This is a genomic window from Pseudomonas sp. CFII64, assembly GCF_000416235.1.
In the GTDB taxonomy this organism is placed as follows: Bacteria; Pseudomonadota; Gammaproteobacteria; order Pseudomonadales; family Pseudomonadaceae; genus Aquipseudomonas.
The window spans coordinates 199609-220876 of record NZ_ATLO01000049.1; the positions used below are offsets into that span (position 1 = coordinate 199609).

25 protein-coding genes and 1 pseudogene are annotated in these 21268 nt (G+C 58.9%); 12 read left to right on the forward strand and 14 right to left on the reverse strand.

Annotated elements, in window-relative coordinates:
- Positions 1-26 precede the first annotated feature (26 nt).
- Together CFII64_RS29895 and CFII64_RS23850 are read right to left on the reverse strand one after the other, a co-directional pair.
- Positions 27-272 carry a hypothetical protein gene (locus tag CFII64_RS29895; RefSeq protein ID WP_156883259.1) on the reverse strand — a complete coding sequence of 82 codons (246 nt, stop codon included), beginning with the start codon at positions 270-272 and terminating at the stop codon, positions 27-29.
- Positions 273-964: 692 nt separating this feature from the next.
- Positions 965-1816 (reverse strand): annotated as a pseudogene (locus CFII64_RS23850) (YifB family Mg chelatase-like AAA ATPase); the annotation flags it as partial.
- A gap of 403 nt (positions 1817-2219) precedes the next feature.
- Here CFII64_RS23850 and CFII64_RS23855 point away from each other — a divergent pair.
- A complete protein-coding gene (locus CFII64_RS23855) occupies positions 2220-2915 on the forward strand; it encodes an Abi family protein (protein ID WP_020293426.1) in 696 nt (231 codons plus the stop codon).
- Between the two features lie 4 nt (positions 2916-2919).
- On the opposite strand, the gene CFII64_RS23860 is transcribed toward CFII64_RS23855, so the two are convergent.
- The gene (locus tag CFII64_RS23860) at positions 2920-3381 is read right to left on the reverse strand and encodes an Lrp/AsnC family transcriptional regulator (protein WP_020293427.1); all 462 of its coding nucleotides are present in this window, start codon (positions 3379-3381) and stop codon (positions 2920-2922) included.
- Positions 3382-3504: 123 nt separating this feature from the next.
- Here CFII64_RS23860 and CFII64_RS23865 point away from each other — a divergent pair, with 123 nt between their 5' ends.
- Positions 3505-4563, forward strand: coding sequence for a PLP-dependent cysteine synthase family protein (locus CFII64_RS23865; RefSeq protein ID WP_044901646.1), 1059 nt, complete (start codon positions 3505-3507; stop codon positions 4561-4563).
- 167 nt (positions 4564-4730) lie between these two features.
- Here the strand turns inward: CFII64_RS23865 and CFII64_RS23870 are convergent, their stop codons facing one another.
- Positions 4731-4994, reverse strand: coding sequence for an accessory factor UbiK family protein (locus CFII64_RS23870; RefSeq protein WP_020293429.1), 264 nt, complete (start codon positions 4992-4994; stop codon positions 4731-4733).
- Between the two features lie 418 nt (positions 4995-5412).
- Here CFII64_RS23870 and glnK point away from each other — a divergent pair, with 418 nt between their 5' ends.
- The 4 genes from glnK to sutA all read left to right on the forward strand — a co-directional run bounded on the left by glnK (position 5413) and on the right by sutA (position 8133).
- Positions 5413-5751 (forward strand): P-II family nitrogen regulator, encoded by a 339-nt coding sequence (glnK, locus tag CFII64_RS23875; RefSeq protein ID WP_002555808.1) that lies wholly within the window; start codon positions 5413-5415, stop codon positions 5749-5751.
- Positions 5752-5784: 33 nt separating this feature from the next.
- Positions 5785-7122, forward strand: coding sequence for an ammonium transporter (locus CFII64_RS23880; protein WP_020293430.1), 1338 nt, complete (start codon positions 5785-5787; stop codon positions 7120-7122).
- A gap of 157 nt (positions 7123-7279) precedes the next feature.
- Positions 7280-7705: a secondary thiamine-phosphate synthase enzyme YjbQ gene (locus CFII64_RS23885; protein WP_020293431.1), complete on the forward strand. Its 426-nt coding sequence runs from the start codon at positions 7280-7282 to the stop codon at positions 7703-7705.
- Between the two features lie 101 nt (positions 7706-7806).
- Positions 7807-8133: a transcriptional regulator SutA gene (gene sutA / locus CFII64_RS23890; RefSeq protein WP_020293432.1), complete on the forward strand. Its 327-nt coding sequence runs from the start codon at positions 7807-7809 to the stop codon at positions 8131-8133.
- A 157-nt stretch (positions 8134-8290) separates the two neighbouring features.
- On the opposite strand, the gene CFII64_RS23895 is transcribed toward sutA, so the two are convergent.
- The 6 genes from CFII64_RS23895 to CFII64_RS23920 are packed head-to-tail and all read right to left on the reverse strand — an operon-like array spanning position 8291 to position 12860.
- Positions 8291-8983 carry an HAD family hydrolase gene (locus CFII64_RS23895; RefSeq protein ID WP_020293433.1) on the reverse strand — a complete coding sequence of 231 codons (693 nt, stop codon included), beginning with the start codon at positions 8981-8983 and terminating at the stop codon, positions 8291-8293.
- Positions 8976-9875: a tyrosine recombinase XerC gene (gene xerC, locus CFII64_RS23900; RefSeq protein ID WP_020293434.1), complete on the reverse strand. Its 900-nt coding sequence runs from the start codon at positions 9873-9875 to the stop codon at positions 8976-8978. Before xerC ends, CFII64_RS23895 begins: the two co-directional genes overlap by 8 nt.
- Positions 9875-10609: a DUF484 family protein gene (locus tag CFII64_RS23905; RefSeq protein ID WP_020293435.1), complete on the reverse strand. Its 735-nt coding sequence runs from the start codon at positions 10607-10609 to the stop codon at positions 9875-9877. Before CFII64_RS23905 ends, xerC begins: the two co-directional genes overlap by 1 nt.
- 13 nt (positions 10610-10622) lie before the next feature.
- Positions 10623-11453, reverse strand: a complete 831-nt coding sequence (dapF, locus tag CFII64_RS23910; protein WP_020293436.1) for a diaminopimelate epimerase — start codon at positions 11451-11453, stop codon at positions 10623-10625.
- 3 nt (positions 11454-11456) lie between these two features.
- Positions 11457-12704, reverse strand: a complete 1248-nt coding sequence (lysA, locus tag CFII64_RS23915; RefSeq protein WP_020293437.1) for a diaminopimelate decarboxylase — start codon at positions 12702-12704, stop codon at positions 11457-11459.
- Positions 12705-12713: 9 nt separating this feature from the next.
- Positions 12714-12860 carry a lipoprotein gene (locus CFII64_RS23920; RefSeq protein ID WP_020293438.1) on the reverse strand — a complete coding sequence of 49 codons (147 nt, stop codon included), beginning with the start codon at positions 12858-12860 and terminating at the stop codon, positions 12714-12716.
- Positions 12861-13098: 238 nt separating this feature from the next.
- On the opposite strand from CFII64_RS23920, the gene cyaY reads away from it, so the two are divergent.
- From cyaY to rnk, 3 genes are all read left to right on the forward strand, one after another.
- Entirely contained in the window at positions 13099-13431 is a 333-nt protein-coding gene (gene cyaY / locus CFII64_RS23925; RefSeq protein WP_020293439.1) for an iron donor protein CyaY, read from the forward strand.
- A gap of 2 nt (positions 13432-13433) precedes the next feature.
- Positions 13434-13685, forward strand: coding sequence for a DUF1289 domain-containing protein (locus tag CFII64_RS23930; RefSeq protein ID WP_020293440.1), 252 nt, complete (start codon positions 13434-13436; stop codon positions 13683-13685).
- A gap of 147 nt (positions 13686-13832) precedes the next feature.
- The gene (gene rnk / locus CFII64_RS23935; RefSeq protein ID WP_020293441.1) at positions 13833-14243 is read left to right on the forward strand and encodes a nucleoside diphosphate kinase regulator; all 411 of its coding nucleotides are present in this window, start codon (positions 13833-13835) and stop codon (positions 14241-14243) included.
- Positions 14244-14375: 132 nt separating this feature from the next.
- Here the strand turns inward: rnk and CFII64_RS23940 are convergent, their stop codons facing one another.
- Together CFII64_RS23940 and CFII64_RS23945 are read right to left on the reverse strand one after the other, a co-directional pair.
- On the reverse strand, positions 14376-15059 hold the full coding sequence (locus CFII64_RS23940; protein WP_044901647.1) for a TIGR04211 family SH3 domain-containing protein: 684 nt from the start codon (positions 15057-15059) through the stop codon (positions 14376-14378).
- A 306-nt stretch (positions 15060-15365) separates the two neighbouring features.
- Complete coding sequence (locus CFII64_RS23945) at positions 15366-16562, reverse strand: class I SAM-dependent rRNA methyltransferase (RefSeq protein ID WP_020293443.1); 1197 nt, start codon at positions 16560-16562, stop codon at positions 15366-15368.
- A gap of 356 nt (positions 16563-16918) precedes the next feature.
- Between CFII64_RS23945 and CFII64_RS23950 the strand changes: the two genes are divergently transcribed.
- The 3 genes from CFII64_RS23950 (at position 16919) to CFII64_RS23960 (ending at position 19145) form a co-directional block, all read left to right on the forward strand.
- Positions 16919-17731 (forward strand): HDOD domain-containing protein, encoded by an 813-nt coding sequence (locus CFII64_RS23950; RefSeq protein ID WP_177325451.1) that lies wholly within the window; start codon positions 16919-16921, stop codon positions 17729-17731.
- A gap of 43 nt (positions 17732-17774) precedes the next feature.
- Positions 17775-18587: a bifunctional DNA-formamidopyrimidine glycosylase/DNA-(apurinic or apyrimidinic site) lyase gene (mutM, locus tag CFII64_RS23955; protein ID WP_020293445.1), complete on the forward strand. Its 813-nt coding sequence runs from the start codon at positions 17775-17777 to the stop codon at positions 18585-18587.
- Positions 18588-18806: 219 nt separating this feature from the next.
- A complete protein-coding gene (locus CFII64_RS23960) occupies positions 18807-19145 on the forward strand; it encodes a hypothetical protein (RefSeq protein ID WP_020293446.1) in 339 nt (112 codons plus the stop codon).
- 8 nt (positions 19146-19153) lie between these two features.
- Here the strand turns inward: CFII64_RS23960 and ggt are convergent, their stop codons facing one another.
- Both ggt and CFII64_RS23970 read right to left on the reverse strand, forming a co-directional pair.
- Entirely contained in the window at positions 19154-20881 is a 1728-nt protein-coding gene (ggt, locus tag CFII64_RS23965; RefSeq protein WP_020293447.1) for a gamma-glutamyltransferase, read from the reverse strand.
- 64 nt (positions 20882-20945) lie between these two features.
- A complete protein-coding gene (locus CFII64_RS23970) occupies positions 20946-21197 on the reverse strand; it encodes a YfhL family 4Fe-4S dicluster ferredoxin (RefSeq protein ID WP_020293448.1) in 252 nt (83 codons plus the stop codon).
- Positions 21198-21268 lie beyond the last annotated feature (71 nt).

A 21268-nucleotide genomic window follows, 5' to 3' on the forward strand; every position in this document is an offset into this window, starting at 1 on the left:
TCAACAAGGATCGTCACGGGAAGACCTTAAAGCGGTACTAAAAATACATCAGAAGATGCCGACTCTATAGGCTCTAACACTCGCCCCATACATGTACCTAATTGGTACACAGCACCTGCGGCATACAAATTACCGCAACTTGAATTTCGGCCACTCAGCAGCTCGTCTGTCGCCAGCTGACACAAAATATCTATGTCGATTCCAATTGATGCAGCGGTACTCAAAACTGCCAGCAGAGCCTCTTTCAGCTCTCTAACTTGGATATCATCCATTACCCACATCCTCCTATTCATTTTCACATCATAGCAGGAGGCACGACGAGTGAATGACGGATTCGAAATAGGGCAGCATTCAGATATATCCAAATAGAATAACAATTGAAAAGGCCAACTTCGAGCACGCTTGATATTTTAATACACATACCGCGTGGTGATTAATGCAACATGCATCACCCCAAATAAAGACACATTGACACGGCTTGGGCCAAAGCAAAAATCTGCTCTTGCAAAAGTTTGTTATGTATTTATCTAAATAATCCAAGCACGTCCGACAGCGAGTATTTGCGACATTGCTTAGCCCTCTTCGAGAACCCAAGAAAAATAATACTTTAGCGGCGCGGCTGTTATTGGGGGATGGAGCTACACATGTGACTCATAAATGACTTGCGAGTGATGCGCTGTGAACCGCGCCTGCAACGTCACTACCTCATTGTCTAAGGCAATAAGGTAGTTCACACAGTTTATGATGTAAAAACTGGGTTGACTCATTTTTGATGATGTGGAAGCTAGAAACGAAGGGGCCTACTGGGGCACTATTGGCTGCGCGGAAACCACCAGAGCTTTGCCGTGTAATATCAGCGGCTATACATTTATGTGGGTTGCAGTCGACTCCATCGACTGGTGGCTGCAGATCATTTCGTAGAGAAGTCGCATTAATTTCCAGTATTTCGCATTTATTTCGAAAACCTACAGCCGCCGCCCACTAACGCCGGGCCGGACGCTGAATGGTGCGGCTGACGGAATGGCCGCTGCGGCCAGCTGGTCAAGGGAATCTGGCTGGCGACCGATTGAATCGCCGCGACTTCCAGCGCTTCATGTTCGTCCAGCGGCGGCAGCAGACCGGGCAGGCGACTGGCGAGCAGGGTTTTGCCGGTGCCGGGTGGGCCGCTGAATAACAGGTTATGCGCGCCAGCTGCGGCTACGATCAGCGCGCGTTTGGCGGCCGTCTGGCCCTGGACTTCGCTGAGGTCCGGGTAAGGTTTGGTCTGATGCAGCAGTCCGCTGGCCTGATAAGGCGCGATGGGCGCCTGGCCGTTGAAATGGGCCACCAGTTCCAGCAGATGATTGGCGGCGATGACCCGCAAACCTGACGCCAGACACGCTTCTTCGGCATTGACCGCAGGAATGATCAGCGTGCGCTCGGCAGCGCGGGCGGCCAATGCGGCTGGCAACACGCCCTGAATCGACCGAATCGCCCCCGACAACGCCAGTTCGCCGAGGCACTCCACATCCTGCAACGCCGTCAGCGGCACTTGCCCGTTTGCAGCCAGCAAACCCAAGGCAATCGCCAGATCAAAACGCCCGCCATCCTTGGGTAAATCCGCCGGAGCGAGATTCAACGTGATGCGCCGATCAGGAAATTTCAGCCCGGAATTCAGAATCGCACTGCGCACGCGATCCTTGCTTTCCTTCACCGCACCTTCCGGCAATCCCACCAGCGTCAGCGCGGGCAGACCATTGGCCAAGTGCGCTTCAACAGTAACAGCGGGCGCCTCAACCCCAACCTGGGCGCGGCTATGAACGATGGCGAGCGACATGGACTCTTCCTTGAGAATGCGATGTGCGCATCCTGCGCGATTGCGAAGCGTCGTGAGCGAATGAATGGATACAGGGTGTTAACGACAGAGAAAGCTGGCCGTGCTGGGCGATAAAACGCGCGGGCCAGAAACAGGTTGGCCCCGCAAAGCGGGGCCATATTCTTACCTGAGCTCATCACCGTTTCAGAATCCCGGGAGTGGAGTTGTCAGGGCTGCCCGGCGAATATATTCAACTTGGGCGGCATGGTCAAACCTGAAATCGGTGATTCGGTAAGGCTTGCAGGACTAGATGAAATATCCGTCACATTGTGAGGAAAAGGCTGAATTTGATGTGTTCCCAGCGGTAGGTATTATTCGTGACCTCTGCATCTGGGGCAGACATAAAAAAGGATTTTGACCGTCGATGATATGGCAGACATTGGAATCAAAGCTGTCGACTCCCAGGATGGCTCGTTACTTACACGGGCATCGGGGGCAGGAATCCATAGCCGCACAAGCCTACGTCCACAATATGAGGATCGCTGAGGCACTGGTTTCGGTATTCCATATTCTGGAAGTCGCGCTGCGCAACGGTATCCAAAAAGAGATGGCTCTCAGCTATGGCCGTGAAGACTGGTATGAGGAGTGGCGTTGCTGCGGTGACGGTGCGCTAGAAAAGCTTTACGAGAAAATACGTGATGCAAAAGCAGTCTTGAGTCAACGCCACGTCGCAGCCTCCCCGGACAACATAGTTGCAGAACTCAGCTTTGGGTTCTGGACGGCTCTATTCAACAAAGCGACGACCAAGACTTTGTCAAAACCGTTGATGAAGGTCTTTTTCCATTGTCCCAAAGCTCTGCGTCGACCTGAGCTGATCCGCAAGCGCCTTAACAACGGAAGAACGCTGCGCAACAGATGTTTCCATCACGAGCCCTTGCTATGGCAACCGCTATCGGCGCTGCACCGTGATATTTCGGAAATCATCGCCTGGATTGACCCGGTCTTGTTCGGCTGGATGCAAGCGCATGATCGGTTCCCTCCAATACTTGCCGACTGGAAATGCTGGAAAGGTTCTCTCTGTTCACGCCTCAATTTGCAACGACTTAAAACCGAGGGGTAGAACATCAACCACGCGGCAACGGCAGCGCCGTCGTGTATTTAAGCTGCTCCATGGAAAAGCTCGAGGTGATGTTCGACAGGCCTTCGGTGCTGCTGATGAGTTTTTTGTAGAAACGGTCGTAAGCGGCCATGTCGTGGACGACCAGGCGCAGCATGTAGTCCCATTCGCCGGCCATGCGGTAGAACTCCATGACTTCCTCGAACTGCATGACGGTCTGGGCGAAGTGTTCGAGCCACTGGCTGTCGTGACGCTGGGTCTTGAGTTGCACGAACACGGACAAGCCGAGGCCGAGCTTTTCGGCGTCCAGCAGCACCACTTTGGCTTTGATGAAGCCCGCCTCTTCGAGCTTCTTCACCCGCTTCCAGCATGGGGTGGTCGAGAGGTTGACCGCTTCGGCCAGATCCTTGAGCGGCATGGATGCGTCGCGCTGGAGCAGGCTCAGGATGTGCCGGTCAAAACTATCCATTCTTCGCTACCGATGATTTGGAGAAATATTTTCTACAGATTAGCCACTGCGGTAGGACGAAGGAAAATTCTTTTCGCGACATATCAGTAAAATTTGCTCATTAACCCGCATTTGAGCAGAGGCATGGCAGCAATGAGTGACTGGATCCGTACGGCCATGAAAAAGATTTCCTGCGATCAACAGCGGTCGGCCGATACGCACATGCTCAAACTGGATATTCCGGCACTCAAAGACGTGGATATCTACATCAAGGATGAGAGCACGCACCCGAGCGGCAGTTTGAAGCACCGGCTGGCGCGTTCGCTGTTCCTGCACGCCATTTGCAGCGGCAAGGTCCGCGAAGGCACGCATGTGGTCGAGGCGTCTTCGGGCAGCACGGCGGTGTCCGAAGCGTATTTCGCCAAGCTGCTGGGATTGAGCTTTACCGCCGTGATGCCGCGCCATACGGCGAGCAAGAAAATCGAGCAGGTGGAGTTGCTGGGTGGCCGCTGTCATTTCGTCGAGCGTGCCTGCGATGTGTATGCCGAGGCCGAACGGCTGGCCAGCGCGGGCGACGGTCATTACATGGACCAGTTCACCTACGCGGAGCGCGCCACCGACTGGCGCGGCAATAACAATATTGCCGACAGCATCTTCGAGCAGTTAAGCGGCGAAGAGCATCCGGTGCCGGCCGCAATCGTGATGAGCGCCGGAACCGGCGGCACCTCGGCGACAATTGGCCGTTTCATCCGCTACAAGGGGCATGACACGCGTTTGATCGTGGTGGACCCGGAGAACTCAGTGTTCTACGAGAGCTTCCGAACGGGTAATACCCGCGTGACCAGTCAGCATGGCAGCCGCATTGAAGGCATTGGCCGACCCAAGGTCGAGGCTTCGTTTTTGCCGGGGGTGATTGACGACATGTTGCAGGTGCCCGACGCTGCGAGCATTGCGACGCTGGCCTGGCTCGAGCGGCTGTTGGGCAAAAAGCCCGGCGGCTCGACCGGCACCAATGTATGGGGCGCGTTGACGGTGGCGCTGCAGATGCAGGAGCAAGGCTTGAAAGGCTCGGTCGTGACGCTGATGTGCGACAGCGGCGAGCGTTATCTGGACACCTATTACGACCCGCAATGGGTCGCGCGCACCATCGGTGACCTCGCGCCTTATACGCGCAAGCTGGAGCAGTTGTTGGTGCCTGCCTAATCAAACGCGCCGCACCCTGACAAGCATTTGAATTGGAATACGTTCCGTAGGACTGGCTTCAGCCGGGAGGTGGCCAGTCCATTCGCAGCAGCAGTGTCGTCAGGACTTTCGCCCTCCCGGCTGAAGCCGGTCCTACGAATCCTATGTAGCTGTGCGACAGCGCGATATCAAACGTCGTTCTTTGGCGAAGCGTTCGCTTCCATCTGCGCAACCTTGGCTTCCAGCGCTTCCAGGCGTGCCCGGGTGCGGGCGAGGACGGCCATCTGGCTGTCGAACTCCTCACGACTGACCAGATCCAGTTTGCTGAAGCCGCTTTGCAGCAGGGCTTTGAACTGGGTTTCAAATTCATTGCGCGGGATGGGCGTCTCGCCGTTGAACAAGCGCGAGGCGTGGCCGCTCAGGGCATCGAGGAAAGCTTTGGGCGCGAGCATGGTCAGGTTCCGGAATCAGATGGGCGGCAGTGTAGCACGCAGCGTCTATAGTCAATCCAGGTCGGGGGATGCACGGTTATCGCGCATCGGGGCGTGCACGCGCGCACTGTAGTTGTGCGTTCCGCTCGTCTGGAAGGGGCCGGGGCTGGGCGATTGTGGGTCAAGGGCCTGTATTCAATGAAAAATCACGAGATGGCAAGCTTTCTGCTTAGACGCTTATGACCCATGCACTGAGGCAGTCGCTGTGACGAAGGCAGTGCGGCAGGCGGAGCGGGGATGTGTTTCGTCATAAGCGGTTTCTGGGGTCGGTCGGGCCTCTATTTAAGGCGACCGGCGCGTTACAAAGCCAGGCACTGCGCTTAGACTTGAGTCGGGTTTGTTTTCCTGGGGCAAGTCCACCAATTCGGGAGAAAGTTTCATGAAGCTAGTCACTGCAATCATTAAGCCGTTCAAGCTGGACGACGTGCGCGAGTCGCTGTCTGAAATCGGCGTGCAGGGCATCACCGTCACTGAAGTCAAAGGCTTCGGACGTCAGAAAGGCCACACCGAGCTGTATCGCGGTGCGGAATACGTAGTCGACTTCCTTCCCAAGGTGAAGATCGATGTAGCTATTGATGACAAGGATCTGGATCGGGTTATCGAGGCGATAACCAAAGCGGCCAACACCGGCAAGATTGGTGACGGCAAGATCTTCGTGGTCAATCTGGAACAGGCTATTCGCATCCGTACCGGCGAAACCGATACCGACGCAATCTAAGCCGCCAACCCCAACGCCCCAGGAGAAAACAATATGACTCTGCGTCAATTCGCAGGGCTAGGAGCCCTGTTGTCCCTCGTAACCCCTGGCCTTGCCATGGCGGCGGACGAAGTGGCAGCTCCAGTCCTCAACTCAGGCGATACCGCCTGGATGCTGACTTCGACAGCCTTGGTGCTGTTCATGACTATTCCCGGCCTCGCGCTGTTCTACGGCGGCATGGTTCGGTCGAAAAACATTCTTTCCGTGATGATGCAGTGTTTCGCTATCACTGGTCTGATCAGCATCCTGTGGGTCGTTTACGGCTACAGCATTGCGTTCGATACCACGGGTATGGAAGCCGGCGTCGTCAACTTCAACTCCTTCTTCGGTGGCATGGGTAAAGCGTTCCTCGCTGGCATCACGCCAGCCAGCATCACTGGCCCGGCTGCGTTGTTCCCTGAAGCGGTGTTCGTCACCTTTCAGATGACCTTCGCCATCATTACTCCAGCGCTGATCGTCGGCGCCTTCGCAGAACGCATGAAGTTCTCCGCGATGCTGATCTTCATGGGCATCTGGTTCACTCTGGTCTATGCGCCAATCGCGCACATGGTCTGGGGCGGCGTCGGTGGTCTGTTGTGGGACTGGGGCGTTCTGGACTTCGCAGGCGGCACCGTGGTTCACATCAACGCGGGTGTGGCTGGTCTGGTTGCCTGTCTGGTGCTGGGCAAACGTAAAGGTTTCCCGACTACTCCGATGGCTCCGCACAACCTGGGTTACACCCTGGTCGGCGCGGCAATGCTCTGGGTTGGCTGGTTCGGCTTCAACGCCGGCTCCGCTGCTGCGGCCAACGGCACTGCCGGTATGGCGATGCTGGTTACCCAGATCGCTACCGCTGCCGCTGCTCTGGGCTGGATGTTCGCCGAGTGGCTGACCCACGGTAAGCCAAGTGCCCTGGGCATCGCTTCGGGTGTGGTTGCCGGTCTGGTTGCCGTTACTCCTGCCGCAGGTACTGTTGGCCCGATGGGCGCTCTGATCATCGGTCTGGCTGCAGGCGTGATCTGCTTCTTCTGCGCCACCAGCCTCAAGCGCAAACTCGGCTACGACGACTCCCTGGATGCCTTCGGCGTGCACGGTATCGGCGGTATCGTCGGCGCGATCCTCACCGGTGTGTTCGCAGCCCCTGCTCTGGGCGGCTTCGGCACCGTGACTGACATCGCGGCACAAGTCTGGATCCAGTGCAAAGGCGTCGGCTTCACGATCATCTACACCGCGATCGTGACCTTCATCATCCTCAAGGTGCTGGACGCGGTCATGGGTCTGCGCATCACCGAGGAAGAAGAAGCGGTCGGCCTCGACCTTGCGCAACACAACGAGCGTGGCTACAACTTGTAAGTCAGCGCAAAAAAAATGCCCGGTTTGCCGGGCATTTTTTTGTCTGGCGTTTGTCGATAGAGGGCATCGCGAATGTCTTACAGAAAGGCCGGTTTATTGCGCGCTTTGCTTTTTCTACCAGCGCGTTAGAATGCGCGCCGAACGTGCGGAGAACTGTATGTGGCAACAGACCAGGATTACCCTGCGGGCCAGGCCTCGTGGATTCCATCTGGTGACCGACGAGATACTGGCAGGCTTGCCCGAGCTGCGCGGTTGTCGAGTGGGACTGTTGCATTTGTGGCTGCAGCATACCTCGGCCTCGTTGACCATCAACGAGAATGCCGACCCGGCCGTGCGTCGTGACTTCGAGCGTTATTTCAACCGTCTGGCACCTCAGGGCGTGGACGGCTTTGAACATGACGACGAAGGACCTGACGATCTGCCGGCGCACTTCAAGGCCAGTTTGCTGGGCTGCCAATTGACGTTGCCGGTGACGGCAGGGCGATTGGCGCTGGGCACCTGGCAAGGTGTTTATCTAGGTGAGCATCGCGATGTTGGCGGTGCTCGCAACGTCCTCGCCACCTTGCAGGGTGAGAAGGCGTGATCGCTGATTTTCAGCGCAGTGTTGAATTTTTTCCAGCCGCATTCGAAAACGGCCGCAGCTGGGCTATAACTAATCTGCTTTCGCAAGTCATGAGGTAGAACATGAGCGACGACGACAACGACGATCTGGTTGATGATCTGGAAGGTGAAGAGGACGGTGAGGAGCTTGCAGCTGCTGCCGAAGACGATGGCGTTGAAGTTGATGACAGCGCCGAAGCATCCGTCACTCCAGCCAAGGGAAAAGCCAAGGCTGCAGTCTCGGTTGACGAACTGCCTAGCGTAGAAGCCAAAAACAAAGAGCGTGATGCTCTGGCTCGCGCAATGGAAGAGTTCCTCGCCCGGGGCGGCAAGGTTCAGGAAGTGGAAGCCAACGTGGTCGCCGATCCTCCCAAGAAGCCTGACAACAAATACGGTAGCCGCCCTATTTAAGGGATCCGGATGCCGCATTGAGAAAAGCCCGCTGTCGCTGCGGGCTTTTTTTTGCGTCTTGTCCCGTTGGAGCGAGGCTTGCCCGCGAAGAACGATAACGCGGTGTACCTGCGTTACCGAGGCGTCCGATTCGCGGGCAAGCCTCGCGCCTACAGAATCACGTCCAGCGCCGCAACACATCCGGCAACTGCGTCAGGCTGCTGATTTCGGCATCCGGGGAACGTTCGGCTTCCCAGGGTTTGCCCTGCGGGTTGTACCAGACGGCGCGCATGCCGGCTTGCTGGGCGCCTGCAATGTCATCGCCGGGGTGATCGCCGATATGCACGGCGTGCGCCGGATCAGCATTGCCGCGTTTGAGTGCTTCCAGAAACGGCGCAGGATCAGGCTTGCCGATGCCCAGGTCCTCGGCACACAGCGCAAAGGCGAAATAATCCGCCAGTCCCAGTCGGCGTACATCGGCGTTGCCATTGGTGATCACGCCCAGGGTGAACGTCTTGGCGAGAATCTCCAGCATTGGCTGCACCTCAGGGAATATCTGCACCTGATGCCGACCATGCAGGAATACCTCGAAGCTCTGGTCAGCCAGATCCTGCGCCACGTCGTGGGCGTAGCCCGCATCCTCCAGCGCCTGAAACAACACCCGACGCCGCAAGGCGCTGATGCGGTGCTTGAGCGTTGGATCGGCTTCCAGCAGGCGGGTGCGAATCGCCCACAAATGCTCGACGGGTACCGGGCCCAGTTTTGGTGCATTGGCGGCCAGCCAGTCGCGCAGCGTGGCCTCGGCGCCGACGATGGCCGGGGCGGTGTCCCACAGCGTGTCGTCGAGATCGAAGGTGATCAGCTTAATCATGGTCAGAACCTTTGCGTTTGGCCCGTGGATGGGCGCTGTCGTACACCGTCGCCAGATGCTGGAAATCCAGGTGCGTATAGATCTGCGTGGTTTTGATGTCGGCGTGGCCGAGCAGTTCTTGCACGGCGCGCAGATCCTGAGATGACTCCAGCAGATGACTGGCAAAGGAGTGCCGTAGCATGTGCGGGTGCAGGTTCTGCCCCAGTTCGCGCTCACCCACCAGCTTGACCCGCTTCTGAATCGCTCGCGGCCCCAGACGGCGGCCTTGCTGGCTGATGAAGACGGCGTCGTCCTCGGGGTTGGCCAGGGCGCGCAGGGCAATCCAGGCGTGCAGCGCCTCGCGAGCCTTTCTGCCCACCGGCAGGACGCGGGTCTTGCTGCCTTTGCCGAGCACCTGCACCAGGCCTTCGCTGAGGTCCAGCTGCTCCATGTTCAAGCCGGTCAGCTCTGACAAGCGCAGGCCCGAAGAATAGAACAGCTCCAGAATCGCCTGATCGCGGTGGGCGAGGAAGTCGTCTTCAATTGCGCCATCGAGCAATTGCAGGGCGCGGTCGGTGTCCAGCGTCTTGGGCAGGCGGCGTTCACCTTTGGGCGGCGACAGGCCATTGGCCGGGTCGTGCTCACAGATGCCTTCGCGATTGAGATAATGGTAAAGCCCGCGCACCGCCGACAACAGCCGGGAAAGACTGCGCGACGATTGGCCTTGCTGATGCTGCCGGGCGATCAGGCTGCGCAGGTGCTGGATGTCCAGCGCCGCCCAGCTGGCGATTTTTTCTTTGGCGCAGAAGGCGAGGACTTTGTTCAGGTCCCGCCGATAGGCTTCGAGGGTATGAGGCGACACTTGGCGCTCACTGCGCAGGTGAGTGCAGTAAGCGTCCAGCTGTCGTTCCATCAGCGGACCGAGCGCAGCGCGTTGGTGAAGCGCGGCAGCAAACGTCCCAGTACGTCGGCGATGTAGTTGAGGAACAGGGTGCCGACCGAGCTTTTGTAATGCTGCGGATCGCGGCTGCCAATGGCCAGCACGCCATGCAGGCCCAGATGATTCAAGGTGACGATGGCGGTTGAGCCGACTTCCTTGCTCTGTTCAGCGCCGAACAGAAACGCCAGCTCGTGTTCGCGCAACGCGCCGCACACGGTTTTCTCGCCGATCAGGCCACCGATGGCTTTCTGCGCCTCGGCCGTGGTGACCCAGCGGCCGACCGGCATGGCGTTGTCGCTGAACAGGATCAGGCTGACGAAGGGCACCTGGAATTCCTGGCGCAGGCTGTCTTCCACGGCAATCACGATTTCTTCGAGGCTGGTGGCGTCCATCAAGGCGAGGTTCAGGCGGCGGGTCTTGTCGAACAGCCGGTCGTTGTCGCGGGCAACATCCATCAGCTGCGACAGGCGATGGCGCATCTCGATATTGCGCTCGCGCAGCAGCTTGAGCTGGCGCTCCACCAGCGACACGGTATCGCCGCGCTGATGCGGGATACGCATCGACACTAGCAGTTCGTCGTGCTCGGCGAAGAAATCCGGATGGTCGAGCAGGAAAGCGATGATCGCCTCTGCTTCAGTGTTTGGCGCAGCGTTATCGGCAGGCGATTCGCTGGGCGTGTCGGTTGAAGTCTGAGGCTTGTCGGTCATCGCATTTGCTCACTTATAGACGAACTTGGCCTTCATAAACCCGAACAGCGGGGCCGGTCATCATGACCGGATGACCTGGGCCGGCCCATTCGATGGACAAGCGGCCACCCGGCAGGTCGATCAATAGCGGCGAATCCATCCAGCCCTGGCTGATGGCTGCAACGGCTGCGGCGCAGGCACCGGTGCCACATGCCTGGGTTTCCCCGGCACCACGTTCCCAGACCCGCAACTGTGCGCGCTGACGATCCACAACGTACAGAAAGCCGACGTTCACTCGCGCCGGAAAGCGCGGGTGATGCTCGATTTTCGGCCCAAGTGTGTGCACCGGGGCATTGTTGATGTCATTGACGCGCAGCACCGCGTGGGGATTGCCCATCGACACCGCAGCCAGCTCGACGGTTTGACCGTCCACATCGAGGCTGTAGCTCAAGGCCTGTTCCACGGCCTGAAACGGAATTTCTTCCGGGATCAGGCGCGGCGGGCCCATGTCGACGCTGATCTGGCCATCGTTGCGGATGTCCAGTTCGATAATCCCGCTTTTGGTCTCGACCTTGATCTGCCGTTTGGCGGTCAGGCGTTTATCCAGCACGAAACGGGCGAAGCAGCGCGCACCGTTGCCGCACTGCTCGACCTCGGAACCATCGGAGTTGAAGATCCGGTAACGGAAATCCACATCCGGATTGGTCGGGGTTTCCACCAGCAACAGCTGATCGAAGCCCACGCCGGTATGCCGGTCGCCCCATTGCTTGGCGTGCTTGGGCAAAATATGCGCGTGCTGACTCACAAGGTCCAGAACCATGAAGTCGTTGCCCAGGCCGTGCATCTTGGTAAAACGCAGCAGCATGGGTTACTCCGGCAGCAGGCTTTCGCCGGCAAACAGCTCGGCCACGGTTTCCCGACGGCGTACTTCGAAAGCTTGCGCGCCATCGACCAGCACTTCAGCGGTGCGGCCACGGGTGTTGTAGTTCGAGCTCATCACAAAACCGTAAGCGCCTGCCGAATGCACGGCAAGCAGATCGCCTTCAGCCAGGGCCAGCTCGCGGCCTTTGGCCAGGAAATCACCGGTTTCGCAGATCGGGCCGACAATGTCGTAAGTGCGCGGCGCAGTATCGCGGGGGCGAACCGCCGTGACGTCCATCCAGGCCTGATACAGCGCCGGGCGGATCAGGTCGTTCATCGCCGCGTCGACGATGGCGAAATCCTTGTGCTCGGTGTGCTTGAGGTACTCGACCTGGGTCAGCAGCACGCCCGCGTTGGCGACGATGAAACGACCGGGTTCGAAGACCAGTGCCAGGTCACGACCGTCCAGGCGTTCGCGCACAGCCTTGATGTAGTCCGACGCCAGCGGCGGCTCTTCGTCGCGATAACGCACGCCGAGCCCGCCACCCAGATCGATATGACGCAAATGGATGCCGCAATCACCGAGGCGATCAACCAGCGCGAGCAGGCGATCCAGCGCATCGATGAAAGGCTCCAGCGTGGTCAGTTGCGAACCGATATGGCAATCGACGCCGACCACTTCCAGATTCGGCAGCTGTGCGGCGCGGATGTACACGTCTTCGGCGTCCGCGATGGCGATGCCGAACTTGTTCTCTTTCAGACCGGTGGAAATGTACGGATGCGTGCCCGCATCGACGTCCGGATTGACCCGCAGGGAAATCGGCGCGCGAACATTCAGTTCAGCGGCTACGATTTGCAGACGCTCCAGCTCGTCAGTGGACTCGACATTGAAGCAATGCACGCCGACTTCCAGGGCGCGCCGCATGTCATCGCGGGTCTTGCCGACGCCGGAAAACACGATTTTGTCGGCCTGGCCGCCAGCGGCCAGCACACGTTCCAGCTCGCCACGGGACACAATGTCGAAACCGGCGCCCATACGCGCCAGGACATTGAGCACGCCCAGGTTGGAGTTGGCTTTGACGGCGAAACACACCAGGTGCGGCATGCCGCTCAGCGCGTCGGCAAAGGCGCGATATTGCGCTTCTATATGCGCACGGGAATAGACGTAGGTCGGCGTGCCGAAACGTTCGGCAATGGCAGACAACGCTACTCCCTCCGCGAACAGCTCACCGTCGCGGTAGTTGAAGGCGTCCATGTAATTCCCTTAAAGATGCTTATGCGATTGCGACTTGGCTTGTTCGTCTGGAGATTTGGTGTCGTCAGGCAGATAAAGCGGGCCTTTTTGACCACAGGCGGCAACAAGACAGGCGACCGCGACAAGCGCAGCAAGCGAAGAGATCAGGCGCTTCATGGCGAAATCCTTTGTAAAAGCATTAATTGCGCCCGAGTATACCGGCCACCCAGCGCCTTGCCTACGTGGCCGGCTTCCCGTCCGGCGGGGGTTTGACGCGGTTGGGCCATGTTTGGGCCTGGCGAGCGGAATATTGGCGTCTACCATGCTCGTTGAGCGGGTAAGCTTTGCATTTACGTTTAAGCGACCGTATCTTGCGTCGCTGCGCCGTCAGTAGACACTTTTCGAGGTTCACGTAATGAGTTTGACCGAAGCCCGTTTTCACGATCTGGTCGATGCCACCCAGCAATCGCTGGAAGATATTTTCGACGAGAGTGGTCTGGACGTTGATCTGGAAAACTCCGCTGGCGTGCTGACCGTCAAATTCGAAAACGGCAGCCAACTGATTTTCAGTCGCCAGGAACCGTTGCGTCAGCTGTGGCTGGCTGCGCGTTCCGGCGGTTTCCACTTCGACTACGACGAAGAAGAAAAGCGTTGGGTTTGTGACTCCAGCGACGAGCTGTTGAGCGAAATGCTGGGGCGCATCACCCTTGAGCAGGCGAGCGTCGAGCTCGACTTCGACGAGATCTGATTGTGACTGATACGGCTACAACCGCGCCGGTGCGTGCGCCGAAACCCTTGTTCAGCAACATCAGCCCGGCTGTGGCTTCGCCGTGCATCAGCCTGTGCCGCCTGGACGAGCAGAAAGTCTGCCTGGGTTGTTTTCGCCACGTCGAAGACATCCGCGAATGGCGCTCTGCCGACGATGAACGTCGTCGGCAAATTTGCGCCGGCGCCCAGGCGCGTCGGGCATTGTCTGACGCAAATCAAACCGCCGAAGGCTAAGACCGGTCTGACCCGCCCGTCAGGTTGTGTATTTGTCCGTCTGTGTTAGTGTCCAGACATGCTTCATTCATCGAAGCTCGTCCTGAAACCCCGCCGAATTCGGTGGGGTTTTGTTTTATGTCGCGCAGAAATAAGGAGTCTGCCTCCATGAGCACTTCACCTTCCATTATTCTCACCAAACTCGACGTGCAGCGCCTTGAGCAATTGATCGCTAGCCTGGACGAAGACACGCCCGGCGTCGAAGCGCTGCAAGCCGAACTGGATCGCGCCGACGAAGTGGTTGACCACCATAAAGTACCTGCCGGTGTCGTGACCATGAATTCGCGCGTGCACTGCCGCGAAGAAGTCAGTGGCAAGGATTACCACCTGAAACTGGTCTACCCGAAGGACGCAAGCGCCGAGGGCACTGTTTCCGTGCTCGCCCCGATTGGCACTGCTTTGCTGGGCCTGAAAGTCGGCCAGCACATCGACTGGCCTGCGCCGGGCGGCAAAACCCTGAAGCTCACGTTGCTGGCAGTGGAATATCAGCCGGAAGCGGCGGGCGAGTACGACCAGTAACATCGCCTCGGTAGGAGGGGACTTGTCCCCGAAGCCGTCATCTCGGGTCTACAGCTTCAGGGATGTACCGGCCTCTTCGCAGGCAAGCCTCGCTCCTACAGGCCGAGGCTTAATCCGCAAATCGCGAATCGATCAAACCCACCCATCATTCTTCTTGCGGCCACGGGTTAGCGCGGGAATGATGAGACCGACCAGTAATCCGGCGCCGGCGATGCTGCCGCCGTAAACCATATAGCGCATCAGCACCTGTTTGTTTTCGTCGCCCAGCTTGGCTTGGGTGCTGCGCAGTTCCGACTGGCTATCGACCAGTTGCGCGTTGAGGTCCTTGGTACGGGCTTCGAGTTCGTCGATCAGTTTCTTGCGGGTGTCCAGCGTCTCCTGCATGCCCTGCACGCGGGTTTTCCAGGTGTCGTCGATGTTCTTCAATTGGCCGGTCAAATCCGCGACTTGCTGGGACAGTTCCGGCAAGCGCTCACTTGGGCTAGGCATGCTCTGCAAGTCGCTGCTTGGAATCCATACACTGCCGCCGCCTTCGCTGCGAACCTGGCTGTAGTCGCCTTGCGTGTTGAGCAATTCGACTTTCTGTCCGGATTTCAGGGTGCCGACAATCCGGTAGCCATCGGTTGGGCCGCTGCGCACAAAGGTGTTGAGGCTGTCGCTGACCCAGCGTTCATTGGGTTTGGTTTCTGCGGCGTGGGCTGTAGCGCTGATGGCAAGCAAGCCGCCCAGCACGCTGGCACCAATGGCGCGGCGTGGCTGAGTCAGCAGTTGTGGAATTCGGGAGAGGAGCGCAGCAAGGTGACGAGACATAGACATTGTTATCTTCGATGAAAGGAAAAGATAAAGGCGCCGATGCACGGGCCGGTAAAGATGGGGCAACGATTGCCATGCATATCGCTGCTACTACTGCGGAGTTTGGCGACGGGCTGACGAAAACACGGCCCGTTTGGGTTCTACGTCCGACACGCCATCCGTTTTATCCCCAAGTCACAGACCATGAGAATGGTTTCAGGTTCATTACTGGATACGAGGCGTGTAGGAATTCGGACTTGCGGTAGGAGGAAATGAATCCCAACGAATATCCCGGCCCGCCATTGCAGCGGGCCGGGTTTATTTACCGAATCAGCTATTAGGCAGCAAGCGGCACGTAATGCTCTTGATGTAGCGTGTTTCGGCGATGGCCGGGTGGACCGGGTGATCCGGGCCCTGGCTGCCGCGTTCCAGCAGCTGGATGTTGCGATCCAGATGGCGGGCGCTGGTCAGCAGGATGTTTTGCAGGTCATCTTCCGGCAGGTGCATCGAGCACGAAGCGCTGATCAGGATGCCGTCCTTGCTGAGCAAACGCATGGCTTGCTCGTTCAGGCGGCGATAAGCGCCTTCGCCGTTCTTCATGTCTTTCTTGCGTTTGATGAACGCCGGAGGGTCAGTGATGATCACGTCGAAACGTTCTTCGCCGGCCTTCAGCTCTTTCAGCGCTTCAAACACATCGCCTTCGATGCAGGTCATTTTTTCCGCGAAACCGTTCAACGCGGCGTTACGTTCCACGCCGTCCAGGGCGAACGACGATGCGTCCACACAAGTCACGTCGGTCGCGCCGAATGCGGCCGCCTGAATGCCCCAGCCGCCGATGTAGCTGTACAAGTCCAGAACGCGTTTGCCTTTGACGTACGGGGCGATGCGCGCGCGGTTCATGCGGTGGTCGTAGAACCAGCCGGTTTTCTGTCCGGCCATGACCGGCGCTTCGAATTTCACGCCGTTCTCTTCCAGCGCGACCCATTCCGGCACCAGGCCAAATACCGTCTCGACATAACGATTCAGGCCTTCGGCGTCGCGGGCGGCCGAGTCATTCTTGAACAGGATGCCGCTTGGCTTGAGCACTTGCACCAGCGCAGCAATGACGTCGTCCTTGAGGTTTTCCATGGTGGCCGAAGCCAGCTGGACCACCAGAATGTCGCCGAAACGATCAACCACCAGACCCGGCAGCAGGTCCGAGTCACCGAAAACCAGGCGATAGAACGGCTTGTCGAACAGCCGGTCACGCAGCGACAACGCGACGTTGATGCGATGCACCAGCAGCGATTTGTCCAACGGCAACTTGATGTCGCGGGAAACCAGACGTGCGCAGATCAGGTTGTTGGGGCTCATGGCCACGATGCCCAGCGGTTTGCCGCCAGCGGCTTCCAGCAGAGCTTGATCGCCTGCGGCAAAGCCGTGCAGCGGGGTCGCGGCTACGTCGATTTCGTTGCTGTAGACCCACAGGTGACCGGCGCGCAGGCGACGGTCGGCGTTGGCTTTGAGGCGCAAGCTAGGCAGGGACATGACGTCGCTCCGGAAAAAAGAGCGGGATTATAGCGCGTCAGGCCGTTCTGGGGCCCGGATCACGGTAATTAACCGGCTAGCGGTAATTCGGCCTTCGACGCTCACGTTTTGTAACTCATGAAATTTCTTTCACGCGGCGCGAAATTCAGACGCATTTAGTCATTGAATTGAATGCGTTGGCCGGGGAGTGCCCGCGCGCGTGTGCATTCTTGACGCTTCCAATCTGTAACGCTTATGAATCAGTGGTTATGGCATTGGCGACCCAGGGGGTAGAATCCAGCTCTGCCCCCGAGTGTGTACCTATGTCCCAAGAGCTAACCCCCGAGCAAATCCAGCAGGCCTTGCAAGGCATCAGCGTGCCGCCGCAGCCGCAAATCATGGTGGATTTGCAAATGGAACAGTACATGCCGGACCCGGATCTGGGCGTGATCTCCCGCCTGATCTCCCAGGATCCCGGTTTGTCCGGGGCGCTCCTGAAAATCGTCAATTCGCCGCATTACGGGCTGACCGTCAAGATTGCCTCCATCCAGCGCGCCGTGAATCTGCTGGGCAGCCGCACCGTCATCAATCTGATCAACGCCCTGTCGATCAGGGGTGAGATGACTGACGAAACCATCGTGACCCTGAACCGCTTCTGGGATTCGGCGCAAGACGTGGCCAATACCAGCATGACGCTGGCCAAGCGCATCGGCTCGCAAACCGTTGACGAAGCGTACGCGCTGGGCCTGTTTCACGATTGTGGTATTCCGCTGATGCTCAAGCGTTTCCCCAACTATATGGATGTGCTTGAGCAAGGCTATGCCAACGCCAGCCCGACCATGCGCGTGGTGGACACTGAAAACGAGGCGTTGAATACCAACCATGCCGTGGTGGGTTATTTCACCGCCAAGTCCTGGCGTTTGCCGGAGCATGTCAGCAACGCGATTGCCAACCATCACAACGCGCTGGCGATTTTCGAGGACGATTCCGGGCGTAATGCGCCGTTGAAGAACCTGCTGGCGGTATTGAAGATGGCCGAGCACATTTGCGCGTCCCATCGGGTGCTGGGCAATCAGAGCGAAGATCACGAATGGAATGCGATTGGGCATCTGATTCTGGATTACGTCGGCCTGTCCGATTACGATTTCGAAAACCTCAAAGAAAGCATTCGCGAACTGGCCGCACACTGACGTTGCGCTGACGGCCTTTCACCCGCGCTCCACCGAGTTGCCCATGCCTGAATTACCTGAAGTCGAAACCACCCGCCGAGGCATTGCGCCTCATCTGGAAGGTCAGCGGGTCAGCCGCGTCATCGTCCGTGATCGACGCCTGCGCTGGCCGATCCCGGAAGACCTCGACGTGCGCCTGTCGGGTCAGAAAATCGTGCTGGTCGAGCGCCGCGCCAAATACCTGCTGATTCAGGCCGAAGTCGGCACCTTGATCAGCCATTTGGGCATGTCGGGCAATTTGCGTCTGGTTGAGGTCGGCTTGCCCGCGCTCAAGCATGAGCACGTCGATATCGAGCTGGAATCCGGGCTGGCCCTGCGCTACACCGATCCGCGCCGTTTCGGGGCGATGCTCTGGAGCCTTGATCCGCTCAACCACGAACTGTTGATACGGCTTGGGCCGGAACCGCTGACCGATCTGTTTGACGGCCAGCGCCTGTTTGATCGCTCTCGTGGCAAGTCCATCGCCGTGAAGCCGTTCATCATGGACAACGCCGTAGTCGTGGGCGTCGGCAATATTTACGCGACGGAAGCGTTGTTCGCTGCGGGTATCGATCCGCGCCGGGAGGCCAAGAGCATTTCCAGGGCGCGCTATCTGGTGCTCGCCCTGGAAATCAAACGCATCCTGGCCCATGCCATCGAGCGCGGCGGCACGACATTGCGCGACTTCACTGGCGGCGACGGCAAGCCGGGTTACTTCCAGCAGGAACTGTTCGCGTATGGTCGCGGCGACCAGCCGTGCAAGGTCTGCGGCACAACCCTGCGGGAGATCAAGCTGGGGCAGCGGGCGAGTGTGTATTGTCCGAAGTGCCAGAGATGATCTGAGTACCTGAACCGCCTACACGGGATCTGTAGGACCGGCTTTAGCCGGGAGAGCGAAGGGCCTGAAGACGCAAATACGCCAGCTGTGCGGGCCTCCTCCCGGCTAAAGCCGGTCCTACGGTATCCATTTCAAATCAACACGTGCGGCCCTTGCTTAAGCCCCATCGCTGTTTATAGTGAACAGCATCCCCATCCGCTGCGCCTGAAGGACCATGCCATGAAGCCGTTTCGTATTCTTGCCGCCACGCTGACGCTGCTCTTCGGATTGCAGGCGATGCCGGCGTTGGCGCAGCCGCCCGCTCAGGGCAGCGGCGATCCGGTCTACAGCATCCAGAATCCCCCGGCCTTCGCCATGATCGGCGATCTGCTGATCGCCCGGCCCTTGTTGATCGTCGCGACCGTCGTGGGCGCCGGGTTATTTGTGGTCGCGCTGCCGTTCACGGCAATGGGCGGCGGCATTGGCGATACGGGCAAAGCATTGGTCGTCGATCCAGGCAAAGCCGCGTTCGTGCGCTGCCTGGGCTGCACCGGCGACGGCTACAACAAGCGCGAATAACCGGTAAATCAGGGCGAAACTTCCCAGACCTTCGGATCGAACTGCTGCGAGACCCCCAGACCGCGAGGATCACTCGCGGCTTCGACCTTACCGCTGTCCTTGTGCCAGAACACCACCTGTTGATTGCCGTAGACATGCTTGATGTCCTTGAGCGTGTAGCCGCGCGCCTGCAGATCAATCATTTCCCCGGTGCTGAACGCGCCCGGTTCGTGTTCGATGACGTCGGGCAGATACTGATGGTGATAACGCGGCACGGCGGGCCAGGTCGCAATGGGTTGGCCGTCCAGATATTGCAGCATCGACAGCAACACCATGCTCGGGATGCGGCTGCCGCCAGGGGTGCCGAAAGCGGTGAACTCAGTCGGACTTTCAATAAAGCTCGGGCTCATGCTCGACAGCGGCCGCTTGCCTGCGGCAATGGAGTTGGCCTGGCTTCCCGCCAGACCATAAGCATTGATGCCTTGCGGGTCGGCGGCAAAATCGTCCATCTCATCGTTCAATACCACGCCGGTGCCCGGCGCCGTAAAGGCCGCACCAAATGGCAGGTTCACCGACAGCGTGGCAGCCACCGCGTTGCCCTCGCGGTCCAGCGTCGCAAAGTGCGTCGTATGTTCACCCTCTCGCCACTGCGGCGACGGCGGCAGGCTGCTGCTGGACGTGGCATCGCGCGGGGAGATGCCGCTGGCCAGTTGCGTCAGGTATTCGCGGTCCAGCAAATGGCTGATGGGATTGGCGACAAAATCCGGATCGCCGAGCAAGCCCCGATCACGATAAGCGCGGCGCAGCACTTCCACCACGTAATGGGCACGCTGCACTTTGTCGGCGTCGCGCCACGGCAATTGGCCGAGCATCGTCAAGCTCTGGGCCAGGGCAATGCCGCCCGCCGAAGGTGGCGGGGCGCTGATCAGCTCGCGCTTATCGTCCAGCTTGAAGCGCAGCGGTTCGCGAGTCGCAACCCGGTAGCGGTCCATGTCGTCCAGGCACCAGATCCCGCCTGCCGCGCGCACGCCGTTGATCAGCGATTGCGCGGTCAATCCGTTATAGAAGCCTTCGCGACCACGATCGGCCAGGCGGTTCAGCGTCGCGCCCAGCTCCGGCTGCTTGATGATTTCACCCAGGGCTGGCACTTCACCGCGACGAAGGAACAGTCGCGCGCTTTCCGGATCGTCGCGCAGGGCAGACAGACGTGCGGTGGCGCGCTGGCGATAGATCGAGTCGACGGCGAAACCTTTAAAGGCCAGGCGAACGGCGGGCGCCATGGAGATGCTCAGCGGCAGCTTGCCGTAACGTTCGGCCAGTTCAACCAATGCTGCGGGCAAACCGGGTATCGCTGCGGCCAGCGGGCCATTGAGCGACAAAGAGGGCTGCACTTTGCCGTCACGGCGATACAGATCGTAGGTGGCCTTCAGTGGCGCCTTTTCCCGTGCATCGAGAAAGATATAGCGAGGCTGTTCGCCACTCTGGCGCAGCAGGAAAAAACCGCCGCCGCCCAAGCCTGACCCGTAGGGTTCAACCACCGCCAATGCCGCACTGACGGCCACGGCCGCGTCGAAGGCATTGCCACCGGCTACCATGATTTCCCGACCAGCGGCGGTGGCTTCAGGGTGTGGGCTGGCAATGGCGGCGTGTTGTGCAGAGCGAGTTGAATCAGCGGCAAGGGCAAATTGTGCGGTAAGCAGACACAGCGCGACCAGGGCGCTCGACAAATAGTGCTGCAATTGTTGCGTTCGAATCATTCGGCTCTCGCTTTTGGTCGACAGGCTGAACAGCCCGGTTTCGGCGAGAACTCGTATGCCGGTACTACACCTTGCTGGTCAGGATCAGGTATTTGGCCATCAGCTCATCCTTGCTCTCGACGTGGGTCTCATCCAGCGGGATGCAGTCCACGGGGCAGACTTGCTGACACTGCGGCTCGTCGTAATGGCCAACGCATTCGGTACACAGGCTCGGATTGATCACGTAGATCTCTTCGCCTTGAGAAATCGCCTCGTTCGGGCACTCGGGTTCGCAAACGTCGCAATTGATGCAATCGTCAGTGATGATCAGGGACATGAAGCACTCCTGCCACGGACAGCGCCGGGGCATATGAAATCTAATGCGGCGAATTGTGCCGCATTAGTAGA